Source organism: Acinetobacter sp. BMW17 (assembly GCF_001592855.1).
GTDB lineage: Bacteria > Pseudomonadota > Gammaproteobacteria > Pseudomonadales > Moraxellaceae > Acinetobacter > Acinetobacter johnsonii.
Map to the genome: position 1 here is coordinate 14,643 of NZ_LSOD01000036.1, position 18,485 is coordinate 33,127.

Below are 18,485 nucleotides of genomic sequence, written 5' to 3' on the forward strand. Positions count from 1 at the left end.
TAAAACAATTTAAGTCATTGCTCAATGCGGCATGCAAAAAGTGCACTTTCAAACCCTATCCAATCTCTTTCGTTTTGAACAATCAATTCAACTCGGTTATCAATCCCTTCTTCAACATCTTGATAGTTAAACTGTTCAGGATTGAAATTAAATGCCTTCCACCCCTGATTGGTATGGAAAATTCCTTTAATCCGTCGCCAATCTTGCTGTTCACAAAGTAAATCTAATAAATCGTAAAAGTCAAAAACCCAACGCTTCGGCATTTTCCAACCTGCAACACTATAACCTTGCGCCGTTTCTACATAGTGATACGGCAACTGTTTAATCTCAGGAAAATCTTGTTGAGTCGCTTTCAACTGTTGCTGAATGTTCAGTAAAGGCTGCTTTAGTCGTTTTGTTCCGATGTACTCAAAATCGATTTGCGCAAGCTCAATCTTGCCCTGCTCTGCCATCAGCCACTGCTGAGCATAAGGCTTATATTCGGTTTGCAGTTTTTCAAGAGCATCTTGATCTGCTTTTTGCATATGAGCTAGATGCGAAACCACCACAATCTGCGCCGCTTTTAATTGATCCTGATAAAGATTTTGTGCTGTCCAAGCATGATCATGTAAACGCGAACCATCCAGCACCGTGATCGGTGCACGCATGTGCAGGGTCGAGTGCCAATGTGGCTCGGTCAGTTGCTCCAGTAACTGTGCTGGATGTCCCAAGCCTGTGGGTTCAATAAACAACCGATCAGGCTTTTGTTCTGAAAGCAAACGAGACAGTGCAATTTGCATCGGTAGTTGGCTGCTACAACATAAACAACCACCGAGTAATTCTTTCACCGCATAGCCTTCCGTTTGTGGCATGAGCTGTTGATCTACGCCAATTTGCCCAAACTCATTCATCAGTACCGCCCAAACTTCATGTTCCGGTTTCTGACCTAACAAATGCATGAGCAAAGTAGTTTTACCTGCACCAAGAAAGCCCGAAATAATATGCGTAGGAACCGCCTGCGGCATCGACATCAGTTTCAAAATTTTATACCTAGCATGGAATATGATAAAAACAGCACAATAAAATAAGCCTTTATCTTAATTTAAATCACCAGCTTTCTCATCTCAAATCCATGGCATCGAACACTCAGCATTCAGTTGGCTGACATTTCATTCATTTATACCCCTATTGGACAAACTTCCTTACATTTTACTCAGTACTGAAATTAGGGTTTCGCACTTAATTCGCATGCTTTGTACAGTTTATGTGAGTTTTCAAACATCCATATTGATCATTAATTCTTCATTTCCTCTCAATCTATTCACAAAAAACTTCTACTTGTTACTTAAAGCTTACTATTTTTTCATCATCTGTAGTTTTAGGTAATGTGCACTTTTCACATTGTTGCTTCGATTGAACCGCAGATATTCAGGCGATAGCATGAAGCTCAGTTCAAATTGATGTGATGATCAGTCTGAACTATTTTTATCTATAAAATATAAGGATGCCAAAACCATGAAACTTTCTCACTTAATTATTGCAACATCTTTAACAGCTGCGAGCTTTGCAACTTTTGCTGCACCTCAACAAGCGCCAGCTCAAGAAGACAAAGTTGTAGTATCAACCCAAGAAACAGCTGAAACTACAGACTTAAGTGCAAATGCACCTGCTTCGGAAGCATCAGCAGAACAACCGAATCAAGAAAAAGCTGCTAAATAATTGAAATACTGAGAGATCCAGTGGCTTTACTCTCCTGCTGGATCGCAACAACTTTTTAGCGTCACTTGAAACCAAGATATATCCTATCTTGGTTTCTTTTTATTTATGTGCATTGACTATAGCAGTTCGAGATCAACAGGTGCAGAAAGCCAAATTTGCATAGTTTTCCCATATGAGCTTCTATTCAAAACATCAACGTCAGACAAAAAAAGATCCCCTATGTAGGAGATCTTTTTTTAAAACTTAACTATGCGATGCTTTTTTATAAATACTGCACGAAGGATGATGGTTCTCTTGTAAGCGCGCGACCTTACGTTGTTCTGCTGCTTCAAAACGGCAACGCTTCCAGTCATTGTCCAAATTCAATGCAGGAATTTGTTTTGGCTTACCATTTTCATCTACCGCGACCATGGTAAAGTAACAACTATTGGTATGGCGTACTGTACGTTTTTGAATATTTTGTGCTTCAACACGAATACCAATTTCCATCGAAGTACGACCGACATGGTTCACGCTTGCCAAGAAAGTCACTAACTCGCCCACATGAATCGGCTCTTTAAAATTAACTTTATCAACCGATAAGGTCACCACATAACTTCCTGAAAAACGACTTGCACACGCATATGCCACTTGGTCTAACAGTTTCAAAATGGTGCCACCATGCACATTTCCTGAAAAATTCGCCATATCAGGTGTCATTAAGACCGACATAGTGAGTTCAGACTGGTCATCCGCAGCCGCAGCAATTTGATCTAATGGGGACATCGCGTTCTCTAATTGGTAAGATAATAGGATATGTGACATTTATTATATCGGTTTTGAACGCTAAATTTGGTAACAAAACCATCATTATTATTTATAGTGATTTGACTATCATTCAAAAAAATATATATAAAGAACACTAAGCTTTTGAATCTATAAGCCTTCTTTAAATTTTAATTTATTGAAAAACATTCTCGCTGTGATATTTTCACAGCATATAAATGGCTTTTGCCTGATTGACTGTTTTTCGAGTTATAGTGATGTATAAAAGCCCATTCAAGCTTTTATGTCTAAATCAAGCGTGATCAATGCGTTCGCGCTTGGATATTTTGAATATTCAATTTTTGCTTATAATTTTTCTGCGCAAAAACTTTTTGAATCTGTCCTAACTGCGCAACGGTTGCATCGACCCCAGCTTGCATGGTCAACTCACGTCCACTGACATCAAAAATATGTACTTTCTCGCGCAAGTCTGGCTGAATCACAATATCTGCATTTTTCAGCTCAATTTGCGCAAGGTTCTTTTGCATAATATTGATATTTTGGTTAAACAGCCCCCAAATATTTGAGGTTTCGGTATACATCGGCTGTGCCAAGATATCGACCGCAATAATAATATCTGCCCCTAACTTGCGTGCCACATCAACAGGTACGGGGCTGACTAAACCACCATCTACATATTCATCGGCACCAATTTTGGTTGGAATAAACATACTCGGGATCGATACCGATGCTCGAACTGCTTGACCAGTATTGCCATAGTTAAAGACGACTTTTTTACCCTCTTTTAACTGCGTGGCCACCACATACATCGGGATAGGTAAGCGCTGTAGTGGAACATCGCTTACTTGCTCATTGACATAGTCTTCAACTTTTTGACCATCAAAGAAACCTTTCATGTCCAAACGGATATCGCGCACATCATTGGCTTTCATATTCAGCGCAATATCACGAATTTGATTGGCATTTTTACCGCTAGCATACAGTGAACCGACGATACTACCGGCACTGGTTCCCACGATAAAGTCGGGACGAATCCCCGACTGCTCTAAAACTTGAATTGCGCCAATATGTGCATAACCACGTGCACCACCACTCCCCAATACCAAAGCAATGATTGGGCGGTTTTGTTCTTTTTTGAGCTGTTTAAAGTTAATCTGGTTGAGTCGCTCTTGGGCTTCCCCTGACTCAGTTTCGGCTGAAAAAGCCTGATTTGGCGTTTCTTGAGCCACTTTGGGCATGCTTTGACAGCCTGCTAAAGCGAGCAATGTAAACGACATAAGGCTAAGTTTAATGTTTAACATGATTCACCGAGGTTGAGATAGAGCGAAGTTTTCCAGCAGCATAGTGTATGAAAATCAGCAGTCCAAGTACTGTTGTTTTTCGTAAAAGCGTCATATTTCTCTATTATAATCTGTTTCAATTTTTCAGCATAATTCAACATGCACACTCAGCAGCTCATTCGCATCTTTCTGCATTTTTTAAAATTGGGCTGCTTGTCTTTTGGTGGCCCTGCTGCTCATTTGGTGTTTTTTCACCGACATTTTGTACAACAACTTCGGTGGTTGAGTGATGCTGAATATGCCCAGTTGGTTGCTCTCGCACAATTGCTCCCAGGACCGACCAGCAGCCAAGTGGGTATTGCCATTGGTTATCAACTCCAAGGCTACCGCGGTGCGTGCGCGGCTTGGCTCGGTTTTACTTTGCCGTCTATGCTCCTCATGGCATGTTTCGCGGTACTGGGTCAGCAGTATTTCAATCAACTCAGTGCGATGACACTACATAGCATTCAGTTGATCGTTTTTGCTGTGGTGGTCTGGGCCTTTTGGCAAATGTTGACAAGTTTCTGCAAAACTATCTGGCAATATGTGCTGATGCTACTTAGCACCTTGTTTCTTTACTTTGTGCCATGGTCATTCAGCCAAGTTATCGTCATCTTTGTTGCTGCTCTCGTCGGTATTTATTTCGCATCAGATTCGACATCAAAGCTCCAAGACAGCAGCTTAAAATCAAAAGTCCAAGCAAAGCAGACTTATCTTTGGCTAATTGCCTTTGTTTTGCCTTTTGTAGTTTTTATGGTGTTGCATTCATCTTCTTCACTCTTCTCACAGAGCCTGTTCAGTTTTTACCAAGCAGCATCTTTGGTTTTTGGTGGTGGGCATATTATTTTGCCACTTTTACATCAGGACTTCGTCTCCAGCCATATTTTATCTGCCGAACAATTTGACTTGGGTTATGCGCTGGCTCAACTCATGCCCGGCCCCTTATTTAGTTTCGCAAGTTACTTAGGTGCTTTACTGCCTTTAACTCCGTTTGTTTGGCTGAATGTGGTTCTAGCCACTTTAGCAATCTTTCTGCCCTCATTCTTTTTAATCTTTGCAGCCTTGCCCTATTGGTCTTGGCTTATGCAGCAAGCTGCAATACGAAAAGCCGTGATTGGGATTAATGCGGCAGTGGTAAGTTTACTGCTGTGTTTAGTGATACAAATGGGACAAAGTTATTTCAAGCATTGGACTGACTTAGTTTTTGTAATCGCTGTAATTTTAATGCTTCGAACCAAACTCCCGATTTGGCTAAGCCTGATTTTAAGTTTTGCACTCTATCAGCTGTTCTTTTACTTTAGCGGTTAAATAGCCATAAAAAAGCCCCTATCAATGTAGAGGCTTTTTTAATTCTGCTAAAAGATTACCAAATATCTGATTTGACTTTGTCTTTAAATTTAGGATGGTTATCCAATTTAAACACTGGCTCTTTCACACCTTTTTTAAGCTGTGCCAAATAGTCTTTTAACAGCATCAACAAGAATGGTGTTAACAGCAAAATAGCAAATAAGTTAATGGTGGCCATAATGCCCATGAACAAATCGGCAGTGTTCCAAATGAGAGGCACACTCATCACTGAACCGAGATACACCATAATCAAAACAAAGATACGGAAGACAAACATCACCTTGGCATTGTTATTAATAAATTGCACATTCCCTTCTGCATAAGCATAGTTACCAATGACCGATGAAAAGGCAAACATGAACAAAATCGTTGCAAGGAAATCATCACCCCAAGAACCAATTTGGCTCTCTAAAGCCATTTGGGTGAGCGCTACGCCTTCAAAGCCCGCATCATGATAAAGTCCTGAGGCCAAAATAATAATCGCTGTACATGAACACACCACGAAGGTATCCACAAATACACCGAGCATTTGTACCAAACCTTGGTTTACAGGGTGTTTTACATCCGATGCAGCTGCCGCATTCGGTGCTGAACCCATACCTGCTTCATTAGAGAATAAACCACGTTTAATCCCCATCATCATTGCCATAGAAACCATCGCACCGAAGAAACCGCCCGCAGCAGCTTCAAATTCAAAAGCTTTAGAGAAAATGAGCTGGAAGATATCAGGTAAAATAGCGTAATTAATTACGGCGATATATAAAGCAACCGCCAAATACAACAAGGCCATCAATGGCACAAAACTTTCTGCCACTTTGGCAATACGTTTGATCCCACCAAAGATAATCATTGCGGTCAGCAAGACTAGACCTAGTCCAACCCAAGAGACCACAATATGAATGCCACCGAGTTCAAATGCTAGATTGGCTTTATCCCATCCCCATGCATGTGCTGTTGCACCTGTAATTGCATTGGCTTGTACTGCGTTAAACACAAAACCATAGGTTGAAATAAGTGCAACAGCAAAGACTATACCCAACCATTTTTGTTTCAGGCCTTGGGTAATATAGTACGCAGGTCCACCACGGAACTGTTTATTTTCTTGGTCACGCACCTTGAACAACTGTGCAAGAGATGACTCAACAAAAGCCGAACTCATACCCAAAAATGCTGTGACCCACATCCAAAATACGGCACCCGGTCCACCAATCGCAATTGCGATCGCAACACCCGCGACATTACCTACCCCTACACGACTTGCAAGCCCAGTGACAAAAGCCTGAAAAGGTGTAATGCCATGATCATCATCACATTCCTTACGGCTTGATTTCATGACCTTGATGCTGTGCAAAAATAAGCGAACCTGTACTGCACCCGTAATTAGGGTGTAAAACACACCCACCGCAACAAGGAAAATCACCAAAAAGTCCCACAGAGGTCCATTCAGTGTATTCACCCACCCGAGTAATGTTTCATTTAATTGATCATTCATCTCGATATCCTAATTATTGTGAAAGACCTGAAAGCTAAAAAAGCCCTAGTTTCCTAGGGCAAATTGCATTTCCAATTAGTTAAAATATTGCAAAATAGACTGAATGACAGCCACGTTAATCAAGTCTACAAAGAAGGCGCCACATAAAGGCACAATTAAGAATGCCTTGTGTGAAGGACCATACATGTTGGTAATCGCCTGCATGTTTGCAACCGCAGTCGGGGTTGCACCCATACCAAATCCACAGTGACCCGCAGATAACACAGCAGCATCGTAGTTTTTACCCATCACACGGAATGTCACAAATGCAGCATACAAGCCCATCGTAATTGTTTGCGCACCTAAAATTACCACAAGCGGACCAGCAAGGTCAGCCAATTGCCATAATTTCAATGAAAGCAAAGCCATCGCAAGGTACAACGACAATGATGCATTACCAAATACATCAATCGCGCGGTCAAAGATTTGAACCTTGAAAATACCTTCCAACACATTACGTAAAATCACACCACCTGCAAGCGCCCAAACAAAAGTCGGTAACTCAAGCATTGTGCCTTTCATATGGCCGGTCATAAAGTCAGCAAAAGCCAAACAGCCTGCAAACAAACCTAATGTCGTAATCGCATTATCCGCAGTGATTAAACGCACACGATGTGGATATTCAAACGGTACATATTCTGTTGAATTAATATCAGTCAGTGGCGTGTTATCACTCTTTTCAATTTGTTCATTGGTACGTGGTGTCGCCAATTGATAGCGGTTAATAAGTAACTTCGCTAAAGGACCGCCAATCAAACCACCAATAATCAAACCAAATGTCGCACTCGCCATACCCAAAGCTAATGCACCTTGGATACCATGTTTAACTTCTAGAATTTCACCCCAAGCACCCGCAGTACCATGACCACCAGTTAAGGTAATTGAACCTGCAATCAAACCAATAAGTGGGTCAATACCCAATAAAGTTGCAAGGCTAATGCCGACAAAGTTTTGCACCACAATAAATGATGCGACAGCCATCAAGAAAATAACCAGACCAATTCCCCCTTCGCGCAATTTGGCAAAGTTTGCACTTAAACCAATTGAGGCGAAGAAAATCAGCATAAAACTTGTTTGCAATTCGCTACTGGTCGTGATGCTATAGCCCCAAAGACTATGCACAACCAAGGAGATAATCGCTGCAACTAAACCACCTGCGACAGGCTCAGGAATGTTGTAGCGTTTCAAGAAACCAATTTTATTTACCAAGAAGCGGCCAAGTAACAAAACGATGACGGCTGCAATCAAGGTATAAAAAGCGTTAAAAGTAAATTCCATGACAATTGTCCATAAAGCGGATGCTTAGATTTTGTTATCTGGCTAATAAGCCACCGAATCCATTGATACTTCAAGAGATATTTCGTAAATCTGAGACAAACTCAGTCTTGCGTATGGAAATTCAGGCAATGGGTAAATTGGTAACAAACTAAGCGATCTGATGCATAACATGTTCAGTTCTACACGATGAGTAAACTGAAATAACGTAATGCCCAATAATGTTTGGACACAGATACGGTTTTTGAAAAAAATCACAAAACCGCCCCATATTGCTTTAAAAACAAGCAATAAATGCACAATATGGGCGAAAGACGGACATTATGCAGATTTTTTATAGATAATCTTTATTTTTTTACAATAATTTCCAACTATTTCACTTATTCTTTTCTGACCCAATACTTAAGTCTATATTCAAAATGTATTTAGTCTGTATAAATTTCTCGACTCAAACAAAACAGGAGCCTAAAGCTCCTGTTTTTTAAACTACATCTATATCATCACATGATTAGAAGCTGTATTTCGCCATTAAGCCAACACGGTTGTCTTTGTAGCTATTACCAGCAAAGGTATCACGTTTACCATTGATATATTCAACACCTAAGTCCAATGGCTTAACTGGTGAATAGATGAAGTTAATCCATGCTTGATAAACTTCTTCGTTTGCTGTAGGGTTTAAAGTTGCATAATCTGTGCTGTCATCTGCAAATAGAGCACCATACGCTAAAGTCGAACGTAATTTTTCGTTGAATTTATACGTACCACCGACTTGTACACCAAACGCTTCATTTTGTGCAATCTTGCCATTTGAAGTATTAACCACATATGCAGAGTTGCTGCCATACAAGTAGTTACTGTTACCATCCACATAAGACACATCAGCACTTATTTTTAGTGGGTCCATTACTTGATAGTTTACACCAGCAGCTAAGCCCCAAGCTGTATCAGAGTCATCAGCCGATTTATAGTTTTCAACTAAAGCACGAGCAGACACAGAGCCTTTGCCATCAGCAAAACCTTGTGTCAATTTCGCTGTTAGGTTCGGTACGCTATATTTAATATCCGTACCACTACCATTGCCTTCTTCAGCCGAAATAAATAATTTCGTTGCAGGCGCTAAATTAAAGCCATAACGTACTTGTGGAATACGTGCTGTACCCCCACCCACGTTCGTGCCGAAGTCAATCATTTCTGGCGCATGGTTAGACAGGAAGTTAGATGTAGTTTGACCAAAAAGCCAGTTGTTATAAGTTAAATATGCATGACGAATACGAAGATTTTCACTTTTATCATTATCACTACTTGCAAAGTCAACTTCTACTTTACCGCCCAATTTGTTATCACCAGCCACATTGGTATTAAAATCAAAACCTAAGCGTGTGGTTTTCGCTGTTGCACGCAGTTTGTCTTTAGTTTGACCATTTGAGCTTGAAACTTTGTTGAAGTCGTCATCCGCACCTTCAATAATATAGTTTGCATCACCACGTACATAACCATAAAAGTTAATGTCTGCGCCAGACTTAGATTTGAACGAAGACAGTGGAGATTCAGTTTTTACAGGCACAGGCTGTGCTTTCACTTGTTGAATCTGAACTGCTTGTTGTTGTTGAACTTGTTGCTGTTGTTGCATTAATGCTTTTAGCTCTGCAACTTCAGCGCGTAATTGCGCGAGTTCTTGTTGTTCTTTGGTTGCAGCATGAGTTGTTGTCATCATCAGAGCAGCCACACTAAGTGCTAGGCTTTGAGCGATAAATGGCTTTTTATTGAGGGCTAAACGCATACACAAACTTCCTTTATTACATTGTTAATAGTGAATCAAAAATTCCATTTCAGTAAAATTTTTTTGCACAAAAGACCACTCCGTTTTGGTCTTTTCATATGCAAAGTAATCTTATAAAGATGAAAAATCGCACATTTCGATGTTTTAAGATATGACCTTTTATTACTCTTGCCACTAAAGTCTAATGCACACAATTTCAAACTATAATTGATGTTATTCGCGATTGGCTTTGAAGCATCAAATTACAATTCAGACAGACTTTTGCAATAATTAAGTAACAATTCTTCATATTTTCTTAAATATAGACTGAGTTTTATTTGAGATCTATATTTTTTTCTTATAACTAAAGTCTTAGTCTAATAGATAACCACCTATGCCCAATGATGAGTCAAAATCACAGCTTTGCACCAAAAAAGTCTAACTATTCAGATGATTATTGAGCATGATGAATAAAATATCCCCAAGCACGAATACACGGTTATGGTAAATAGATGTGCTCATAGGAAAACTCCTAACAAAATGTTTGAGCAAACCTGTCATACTCAATTTAGACCGTCTGAACATCCTGAAAAAACATCGAACAACAAAAAAGTTTTGCATATTATCCAGAAAAATGGATTTCGCCTTTTATTGAGCACCGCAGCGAAAATGGTTAGGGCTCGTATGGCTTGCATAATATTCAAAAAGGTGAAAAGCGAAAATCGCACAGCAGCAATCATGTAATGACTAATTTTTTGATACACCTGTTGGACTATTCTTAATAGTTAATCAAGCTATGAGCATCGGCGCGAAATGAATTTGTAATGATGATGCAAAATGTCATGATTGCAGCCAAAGTACGAGTCTTAGAGACTTGCCCACAAGCCGCATGGAATCATCTTCATGCTCTCGTGCTGAATATACTTGGTGCTGCACAATTTGAAGAATTGGTCTGCGGCATGGCACTGGATTATGCGGATCCTGAGCAGATCGTCAATCACTTTATAACACCACGCGTATCAGTTGAAGATTTTGCAGTATTATTAAATAATGACTAAGATTTAAAGCATTCATTTAAATAAAAAAAAGACTAAAATAAGTCTCTTTTTTTTTTATATAGTCATAACTTCAATTTTTAGGCTTTTTCGTGCTCAAGTTTAAACACATAATACAAAGCCAAAGCCACAAAAATAGCCATGACAATGGCCATATTCAAAAGTGCCGACCAGAGTAGAAAATTAAGAATCACACCACAAAGTAGACCACAACCAAATTGCATACTGCCCATAATCGCACTGGCCGTTCCTGCCCGTGCACCCTGTTCAGACATTGCAATCGCCATGGCATTTGGCCCTGTAAAACCGATTGCTGCGACAGCGAGAAACATCCCTGCACATACGATATATAAGGGCGCATGCATCATGCTGCCCGCTACCAACAACAGCCCCACACCAGCCAACTGCAAAAAACTGCCTAATTTTAAGCGCTGAAAAACACTTAACTTTTGTGCCAGACGTTTATTTAAGGTCGAGAACAGCATAATGCCAACTGCATTGGCACCAAAGGCATAGGCAAAAACTTGCTGACTTAAGCCATAACCATCCATCAGAATGGCAGCAGAAGCACTGATATAACAAAAGAGTACAGCCCCAGCAAAGCATCCAACAAACATCGGGCGTCTAAAGCTTGAATCTTGCAGAATCGCCCCGTAGAGATTTAAAACTTGGTTAAAGTTAAGCTTTAAACGGCGCTTCGGGTCTAAAGTTTCTTCAAAGAAAAAGTGTACACAGCACAGGCTTCCCAAACCAACGACCATCAAAAAGGCGAAAATACTATGCCAACTACTGAAACTCAGTACCAGCGCGCCTAAACTCGGTGCAATAATCGGCGCGATGGTGGTCACGATCATCATACTGGCAAATGCTTGGGCTGAGGCTTGCATATCTAAACGATCACGAATCGCAACTCGAGCAATCACCACACCCACACAACCGCCTAAGGCTTGCAAAACCCGGGCGGCAATGAGGCTCCACTCACTGTTTGCAAACACACACAGTAAACTGGCAATAATGTAGAGACTTAGGCCAAAATACAGCGGTTTTTTCCGCCCAATTCGGTCACTTACAGGTCCATAAATCAGTTGTCCAATCGCCAAGCCCAAGAAGTACGCAGGTAAGCTGTTGGCCACCATTTGTGTGCTTACCCCAAAGTCATTCGCCATTTGTGGCAAAGCGGGTAAATACATATCAATAGACAGTGGACCGAGTGCAGTCAGTGAAGCAAGTAAGAGAATCCAAGCGTTGGAATAGACCGCTTTTTCCTGTGTAGTCGACATAGGATTAATTTGTGTTTTGGAAGGAGAGTTTGCAGACAAGTTTACACGCTCCATAGTATGATTTATACCAGAGCAGGTGAAATTTCACATATTCTCTTATTTGAAAATTGTCCAACCCTAAGCGACAAACAAAGGTGTCCTTTGAAAGCATGGCTGACCAGTCTAAAACAGGCTACTTATAATACAACCTTCATGTATAACCTCCGCATGGTCATTACCTTTGCAGGAACTGCTTTTGTTCCATATTTTATGGGTTTTCAACTGGCAACTATTCCGCTGACACTCGGCGCTGTTGCTGCGGGTTTAAGTGATATTGATGACCGCTTTTCCGTGCGAATCATGAATTTAATTTTTACCTATATTGGCTTTTTCATTACCGCAACGTCGATTTACTTTTTATTTCCGCACCCAATTTTATTCGCACTGGGTCTAATCGTTTCGTGTATTGGTCTGATTTTACTGGGCTCACTGGGACGTCGTTATGCCATCATTTCCTATGGTTGTTTAGTGGTTTCCGTTTACTCCATGCTTGGTGTCGGGCTTTTTGACAACTGGTATACACAACCATCTCTACTGGTGATTGGAGCAATTTGGTATAGTGTTATTTCAACCATCAGTTTTCTGCTCTTTCCTGTGCGTCAGGTGCAGGACAATCTATCGAAGTGCTATTCCTCACTCGCCGATTTTCTGTTTGCCAAATCCAACCTGTTTGATGTCGATATGACAGCTAATAGCTATCAACAGAGTATGATTGAACTGTCGTTGGAAAATGGTAAATTAATTGCAATTTTCAACGACATGAAAACCGCCCTACTCACCCGTTTAAAAGGTGACCGTGGACAACGAGATACACGTCGCAGCCTGCAATATTATTTTGTGGCGCAAGATATTCACGAGCGTGCAGATTCAGCACATATTGACTATCAAAAACTGGCGAAAATTTTTCAACACAGCGATATCTTATTCCGCTTTCAACGAATCTTATCTATACAAGCCAAAGCCTGTAAGGACTTAAGCAGCAGCATTTTAAACCGTCAAACCTATACCCATAATAAGCGCTTTAAACATGCATTTGAAAACCTGCGTTTATCATTAGAAAAGCTCAGAGACGAACAACAATACGACCAAATTTGGGTCAATGCTCTGTTTTCGTTGTATCAAAACTTAAAGTCTATTGATGCACAGCTACGCAACTTAGAAACTGAACGCAATATTAAACTCGATAAAGCTAAGCATATCGAAAGCCAACTCAAAGATGATGATCTGAAAGGCTGGGATGACATTAAGGTTCGGATTAAACAACATCTCACCCCAGAGTCGGTGTTATTTCGACACGCGATTCGTCTGTCTATCGTGCTATTGGTTGGATATATCTTTGTTCAAGTCACTAACATTGAATATGGGTACTGGATTCTACTTACAGCACTATTTGTCAGTCAGCCCAATTTCAACGCAACCAAACGTCGTTTACGTTTACGTATCGTAGGAACGTTGGTCGGAATCATTTTAGGGTATGCCGTATTGTACTTTGTACCTTCGATTGAAGGACAACTTCTCGTTTTGGTCATCAGCGGGGTACTTTTCTTTGAGCTGCGCAGTAAACAATATGCACAAGCCACCGCTTTCATCACTATTTTGGCGCTGATTAATTTCAACTTAGATGGTATGGGATACGAAGCTGCTCTTCCGCGCATGATGGATACCTTAATTGGCTGTGGTCTGGCATGGTTAGGCGTGAGTTTCATTTTCCCTGACTGGAAGTTCCGTCGCCTACCCCGCACAATTTACCGCTCGCTTTCCGCTCAATGTGATTATTTGGCTGAGGTGATTGAACAATATAAGTCTGGACGCAACAATGGCCTGAATTATCGTGTGGTCCGTCGTGCCGCACACAATACCGATGCCGAAGTTGCTTCACTCATTTCAACTTTAGCCACCGAGCCCGACTTTGACCCAACGCAAAAGAGCTTGGCGTTTGAGTTCTTGTGCCTCAATCATACCTTTATTAGCTATATTGCCGCGTTGGGAGCTCATCGTGAAAAAATTGACGACCCAGAAATTTTAGAATTGATGGATCGCGCTTTTGACAATATCCAAGGTGCGCTCCTGCGGGATGAAATGCCTGATTTAACTGCGCAAAATATGCTACAGACCATTCGTCAGCGTTTAAGCCAAAATAATGAGGAAGATCAGAAAGCATTGATTATTTTACAACAGCTTTCGTTGATGTTTAGCATCTTGAATCAGTTCAGTCGTTTGAAGCAAAGTTTAAGCCACGAACGGGATCATGAGGCCACAGAACTGGCTTCATTATAATTTGGGTGATTTTGGAACAATATACTCACTGAAATGCTCTAAATGATGCTAAACTTTTTGCAGTTTTAAATCTGTTACTTTCACTATGACCGCGAAAAATTTATACGCTTATACTTTACAGCCTGTGACCTATGAAATCACTGAAGCTGAACAACGCGATGCTCAATTAAAAATTTGGCGTAGCACAAACAAAATTAGCATGAAAGCTTGGATCATCATGGCTGTCGTTACAGCCCTTTCGATTCTTGGCCTAATTTTACTCAAAAATTATTCAACCATCTTTTGTTGGGTCGCAATCGCCTGCGTCGTGGTTTACCTTTTAGTCCGTAAATTCGGCTTAGAATGGTATGTGAAACGCAAAATGAATGAGTTTCCAGTTCAGGAAATTAAAGGCATTCGTTTAGGCGTACAACCTCATGGTCTGATTATGCGCCAGCAAATGGGCATGCAAGAAGGTGTCGGTGCGATCGGTTGGAAAGACATCTACGAATGGTATAACACACCTGAGTTTTTGTTGATTAAATTCAAAGTGAAAGGCCAAGAAGGGGCTTACATTCTGCCAAAACGCATGGATAGCAAAAACTTCTCGTTTAATACGATTCGTAAACATTTAAAAGAAACAGTTGGTGAAGCGCAGCCACTTTAAGTCCTGCCTTTCTTTTCTGTAAAAAAAAACCTCCAACTTTTGGAGGTTTTTTTATATCCTAAACCCTCGAATACAAATGATAATGAGAATAAATATTAATTTCTAAATCCATATTATCTTCTCAATCTTCAGGTATAATTTGCGCACAACAAATCGCTCACCATTAAGTATCGCCATGTTTAAAAAAACATTTTTCCAAGTGCATTGGTTTTTGGGAATCACTGCGGGTCTTATCCTGTCGCTTATGGGCGTCACAGGGGCTATCTATTCTTATGAACAACAAATCTTAAAATGGATGAACCCAGACAGCTATACCGTTCAAGCAACACAAAACAATAAATTAACCCCTGCTGAGCTGTATCTACATTTCCAAAAACAAGATCCTGCCATCAAAATCAATAGTATTACGATTGCTCAAGAGCCAAGCACTTCAAGTACGGTTAATATCGAGAAAGAAGGCGCACGTCGTGGTTATAACATGATGGTGAACCCGTATACTGCTGAAGTCTTACCCGAAGTTAAAGGCCGTGAGTTTTTTAACTTTATTCAACAGTTGCATCGTAATTTAACTGTTGGTCCTGTCGGTAAACAAATTACTGGCGCTTGTACCCTCATGCTTATTTTCTTTGTATTGAGTGGCCTGTACTTACGTTGGCCCAAACGTCATTCCATCAAACAATGGTTTTTTATTAAACCTAAATTGAAAGGACGTAACTTCATTTGGGATTTGCATGCTGTTGTTGGTACTTGGGTGGTGATCTTTTATCTGATCTTGGCCTGTACAGGACTGTACTGGTCTTATGATTGGTGGCGCGATGGCATGTTTAAAGTCCTCGGCGTTGAACGCCCACAAGCACAAATGCAAGAAGGACCCCGTCCAAATACTGGTGCAGCTCAAGGCCCACGTGGTGAACAGGCTGGTGCTCGTGGTGGCGAATCACGTGAGCAAAGTCGTGGCGGCCCACAAGGTGAGCACACTGCACGTGGCGAACGTGGGCAAGGCGAACAACATGGTGAGCGTAAAGGCTTATCTCCAGAACAAGTGCAAATTGCTTTAACCCAAACTTGGACAGGATTTAACGCACAAGTTGGTCGAGACTATTCAACCCTGACCCTAAATATTCCGAAAAAGCCTGATGGTACACTTGAACTTTCATTTGTAGATGCAATTCCACAACATGAGCGGGCACGAAATTCAGCGGTCTTCAATTATCAAACTTCACAAATTGAAAAAATGGAGTTATATGAGCAGAAGAAGCTGAATGAAAAAATCATGAGCAGTATGCTTCCTGTACACCGTGGTAGCTTCTTTGGCCCAATTTATCAATTCTTTGCCATGTTTGCATCACTGATGATGCCACTGTTCTTTGTAACGGGTTGGATGCTGTATCTCAAACGCCGTAAACAAAAGAAACTCACCCAGCAAGCCCGTGGTGGAGCGTTGAATGTTCCGGTTGATCCACATGCGAAACCATGGCTCATTGCCTATGCAACTCAAACGGGTGTTTCTGAACAAATTGCTTGGCGTACTGCAACCAGCTTACAAGAAGCAAGACAACCTGTAAGCGTTAAAGCTGTACAACACTTAGCACAGGATGACTTAAAAGCTGCTGAGCAAGTGCTTTTTGTTGCAAGTACTTATGGCACGGGTGAAGCACCTGACCTAGCCAGTAGTTTTGAAAAGAAATTTTTAAATACAACTTTGGATTTGTCACACCTTCACTATGCCGTGTTGGCTTTAGGCTCTCAAGAATATCCTGACTCCTATTGTAGTTTTGGACATCGCATTAATAGTTGGTTAAAAACCAATGGTGCAAATGCTTTGTTTGAAACCATTGAAGTCAACAACGCAGATAACAATGATATTCAACGTTGGAACAGTGTTCTTGCCTCTGCAACCAAACTTGAGCTTCAAGCCATGAATATTGACAAAACCTTTGATCAATGGAATTTGGCACAACGTGAAGTACTCAATCCAAATAGTGTCGGAGCACATGCTTATAATATTGAGCTAAAAACCAACTTCGATGCAACATGGCAAGCAGGTGATATTGCTGAAGTTCAACCAGGTAACAGCAAAGCACGTATCCAAGCCTTTATGCAAAAGCATCACATTGCAGCGCAGAGCATCGTTGAGTCTTTAGCCATTTCGATTGAGCAAGCGCTTTGGGATAAGAACCTCAGCGCAGAGATTGAACCTTTTGCCAATTTGGAACATTTACTGGAACAATTGAGCCCTTTACCTACACGTGAATACTCGATTGCAAGTGTACCAACTCAACAAGTGTTACGTTTGGTCGTGCGCCAACAGCAAGATTCAGCAGGTGAACTGGGCTTAGGTTCTGGTTGGTTAACCCAACATGCCGAGCTTCAACAACCTATCGCACTACGTATTCGTACCAATGAATCATTCCACTTGATCAATGACAACCGTCCTATCATTTGTATTGGGAACGGCACAGGCATCGCAGGTTTAATGAGTCTACTCCATTCACGTACACGCCTAGACTACACTCAAAACTGGTTGATCTTTGGTGAGCGTCAACGTGAACATGATTTCTTCTATCAAAGTACGATTGAAGCGTGGCAAACCACAGGCATGCTACAACGATTAGATTTAGCGTTCTCGCGAGATCAAGCAGAGAAAGTCTATGTACACCATAAACTACGTGAACAAGCCACTGAGCTTAAAACATGGGTTGAAAATGGTGCCGTAATTTATGTCTGCGGTAGCATTAATGGTATGGCGAGCGATGTCGATGCTGCCCTAATTGAAATCTTAGGCGAAGAAAAATTAGATCAATTGCGTCAAGAAGGTCGTTACCGTCGTGATGTTTACTAAACACTAAGCCCAAGTAAAAAACCGAGCCACAGTGCTCGATTTTTTCATGCGTAAATTTGCTAGAATCCATGCAAACGATAACCCACAAGCCTATATGCAAAAATCAAAAAGAGTCATTAGTTTTATTATTGGGTCATTACTATTCGCAGACGGCTTGTATTTTGTTTTACAACTACGCTTTAATTTTGGCGCTCTCTTACCCTTATTGATTGGACTAGGTCTAATCATTTATGCACTGGCTTATCCTAAACTTATCGCCTATATTCAAACCAATACAATCAGACAATCAATATGGCGTTGGGCTTGGGCGATTTTCTTTGTTTGGATTTTTAGCTTAGTCATTTTCTTCGTCTTTTTAGGGTTTTCAACTCAACAAAATACCCCTCATGTCGCTGCACCCGCTATTGTAGTTCTTGGCAGTGGTCTGAAGCATGGCAAACCGAGTCCAACATTGGCCAGCCGTTTAGATCAAGCGGCAAGCTATGCCAAGCACCATCCCAACAGTATTATGGTCGTCAGTGGCGGCCTCTCCTTTCAGCAAAAAAATAGTGAAGCTGAAGTGTCAACGGCATTCTAAAATTGACCCCTTTTACCTTACAAATGGCAAAGTAAAATTGACCCCTTTGATCTCGTATTAAGTTTCAACCTGGGG

14 protein-coding genes are annotated in these 18,485 nt (G+C 41.0%); 7 read left to right on the forward strand and 7 right to left on the reverse strand.

What is annotated here, in order from left to right; genetic code table 11:
- Positions 1-14: 14 nt before the first annotated feature.
- The gene (locus tag AXW61_RS10900) at positions 15-1,019 is read right to left on the reverse strand and encodes a GTP-binding protein (protein ID WP_205630087.1); all 1,005 of its coding nucleotides are present in this window, start codon (positions 1,017-1,019) and stop codon (positions 15-17) included.
- A 475-nt stretch (positions 1,020-1,494) separates the two neighbouring features.
- Here AXW61_RS10900 and AXW61_RS10905 point away from each other — a divergent pair, with 475 nt between their 5' ends.
- Positions 1,495-1,698, forward strand: coding sequence for a hypothetical protein (locus AXW61_RS10905; protein WP_004694446.1), 204 nt, complete (start codon positions 1,495-1,497; stop codon positions 1,696-1,698).
- Positions 1,699-1,941: 243 nt separating this feature from the next.
- On the opposite strand, the gene AXW61_RS10910 is transcribed toward AXW61_RS10905, so the two are convergent.
- A complete protein-coding gene (locus AXW61_RS10910; protein ID WP_004694449.1) occupies positions 1,942-2,463 on the reverse strand; it encodes an acyl-CoA thioesterase in 522 nt (173 codons plus the stop codon).
- 302 nt (positions 2,464-2,765) lie between these two features.
- Complete coding sequence (locus AXW61_RS10915) at positions 2,766-3,764, reverse strand: patatin-like phospholipase family protein (RefSeq protein ID WP_062034324.1); 999 nt, start codon at positions 3,762-3,764, stop codon at positions 2,766-2,768.
- A gap of 138 nt (positions 3,765-3,902) precedes the next feature.
- Between AXW61_RS10915 and chrA the strand changes: the two genes are divergently transcribed.
- Positions 3,903-5,090 carry a chromate efflux transporter gene (gene chrA / locus AXW61_RS10920; RefSeq protein WP_062034325.1) on the forward strand — a complete coding sequence of 396 codons (1,188 nt, stop codon included), beginning with the start codon at positions 3,903-3,905 and terminating at the stop codon, positions 5,088-5,090.
- 55 nt (positions 5,091-5,145) lie between these two features.
- Here chrA and AXW61_RS10925 read toward each other — a convergent pair whose 3' ends face one another.
- The 3 genes from AXW61_RS10925 to AXW61_RS10935 form a co-directional block, all read right to left on the reverse strand.
- A complete protein-coding gene (locus AXW61_RS10925) occupies positions 5,146-6,621 on the reverse strand; it encodes an alanine/glycine:cation symporter family protein (protein WP_062034326.1) in 1,476 nt (491 codons plus the stop codon).
- Between the two features lie 75 nt (positions 6,622-6,696).
- Positions 6,697-7,938 carry a sodium/glutamate symporter gene (gene gltS, locus AXW61_RS10930; protein WP_058869175.1) on the reverse strand — a complete coding sequence of 414 codons (1,242 nt, stop codon included), beginning with the start codon at positions 7,936-7,938 and terminating at the stop codon, positions 6,697-6,699.
- Between the two features lie 505 nt (positions 7,939-8,443).
- Positions 8,444-9,715: a DcaP family trimeric outer membrane transporter gene (locus tag AXW61_RS10935; RefSeq protein ID WP_062034327.1), complete on the reverse strand. Its 1,272-nt coding sequence runs from the start codon at positions 9,713-9,715 to the stop codon at positions 8,444-8,446.
- 803 nt (positions 9,716-10,518) lie between these two features.
- Between AXW61_RS10935 and AXW61_RS17825 the strand changes: the two genes are divergently transcribed.
- A complete protein-coding gene (locus AXW61_RS17825) occupies positions 10,519-10,752 on the forward strand; it encodes a hypothetical protein (RefSeq protein ID WP_062034329.1) in 234 nt (77 codons plus the stop codon).
- Between the two features lie 77 nt (positions 10,753-10,829).
- On the opposite strand, the gene AXW61_RS10950 is transcribed toward AXW61_RS17825, so the two are convergent.
- On the reverse strand, positions 10,830-12,029 hold the full coding sequence (locus tag AXW61_RS10950; protein WP_062034407.1) for a multidrug effflux MFS transporter: 1,200 nt from the start codon (positions 12,027-12,029) through the stop codon (positions 10,830-10,832).
- A 141-nt stretch (positions 12,030-12,170) separates the two neighbouring features.
- Between AXW61_RS10950 and yccS the strand changes: the two genes are divergently transcribed.
- From yccS to AXW61_RS10970, 4 genes are all read left to right on the forward strand, one after another.
- On the forward strand, positions 12,171-14,345 hold the full coding sequence (yccS, locus tag AXW61_RS10955; protein ID WP_062034408.1) for a YccS family putative transporter: 2,175 nt from the start codon (positions 12,171-12,173) through the stop codon (positions 14,343-14,345).
- Between the two features lie 85 nt (positions 14,346-14,430).
- Complete coding sequence (locus AXW61_RS10960; protein WP_004981126.1) at positions 14,431-14,991, forward strand: YcxB family protein; 561 nt, start codon at positions 14,431-14,433, stop codon at positions 14,989-14,991.
- A gap of 175 nt (positions 14,992-15,166) precedes the next feature.
- Positions 15,167-17,833 carry a sulfite reductase flavoprotein subunit alpha gene (locus tag AXW61_RS10965; protein WP_062034330.1) on the forward strand — a complete coding sequence of 889 codons (2,667 nt, stop codon included), beginning with the start codon at positions 15,167-15,169 and terminating at the stop codon, positions 17,831-17,833.
- 46 nt (positions 17,834-17,879) lie between these two features.
- Positions 17,880-18,410, forward strand: coding sequence for a YdcF family protein (locus AXW61_RS10970; RefSeq protein WP_240487459.1), 531 nt, complete (start codon positions 17,880-17,882; stop codon positions 18,408-18,410).
- Positions 18,411-18,485: the final 75 nt, after the last annotated feature.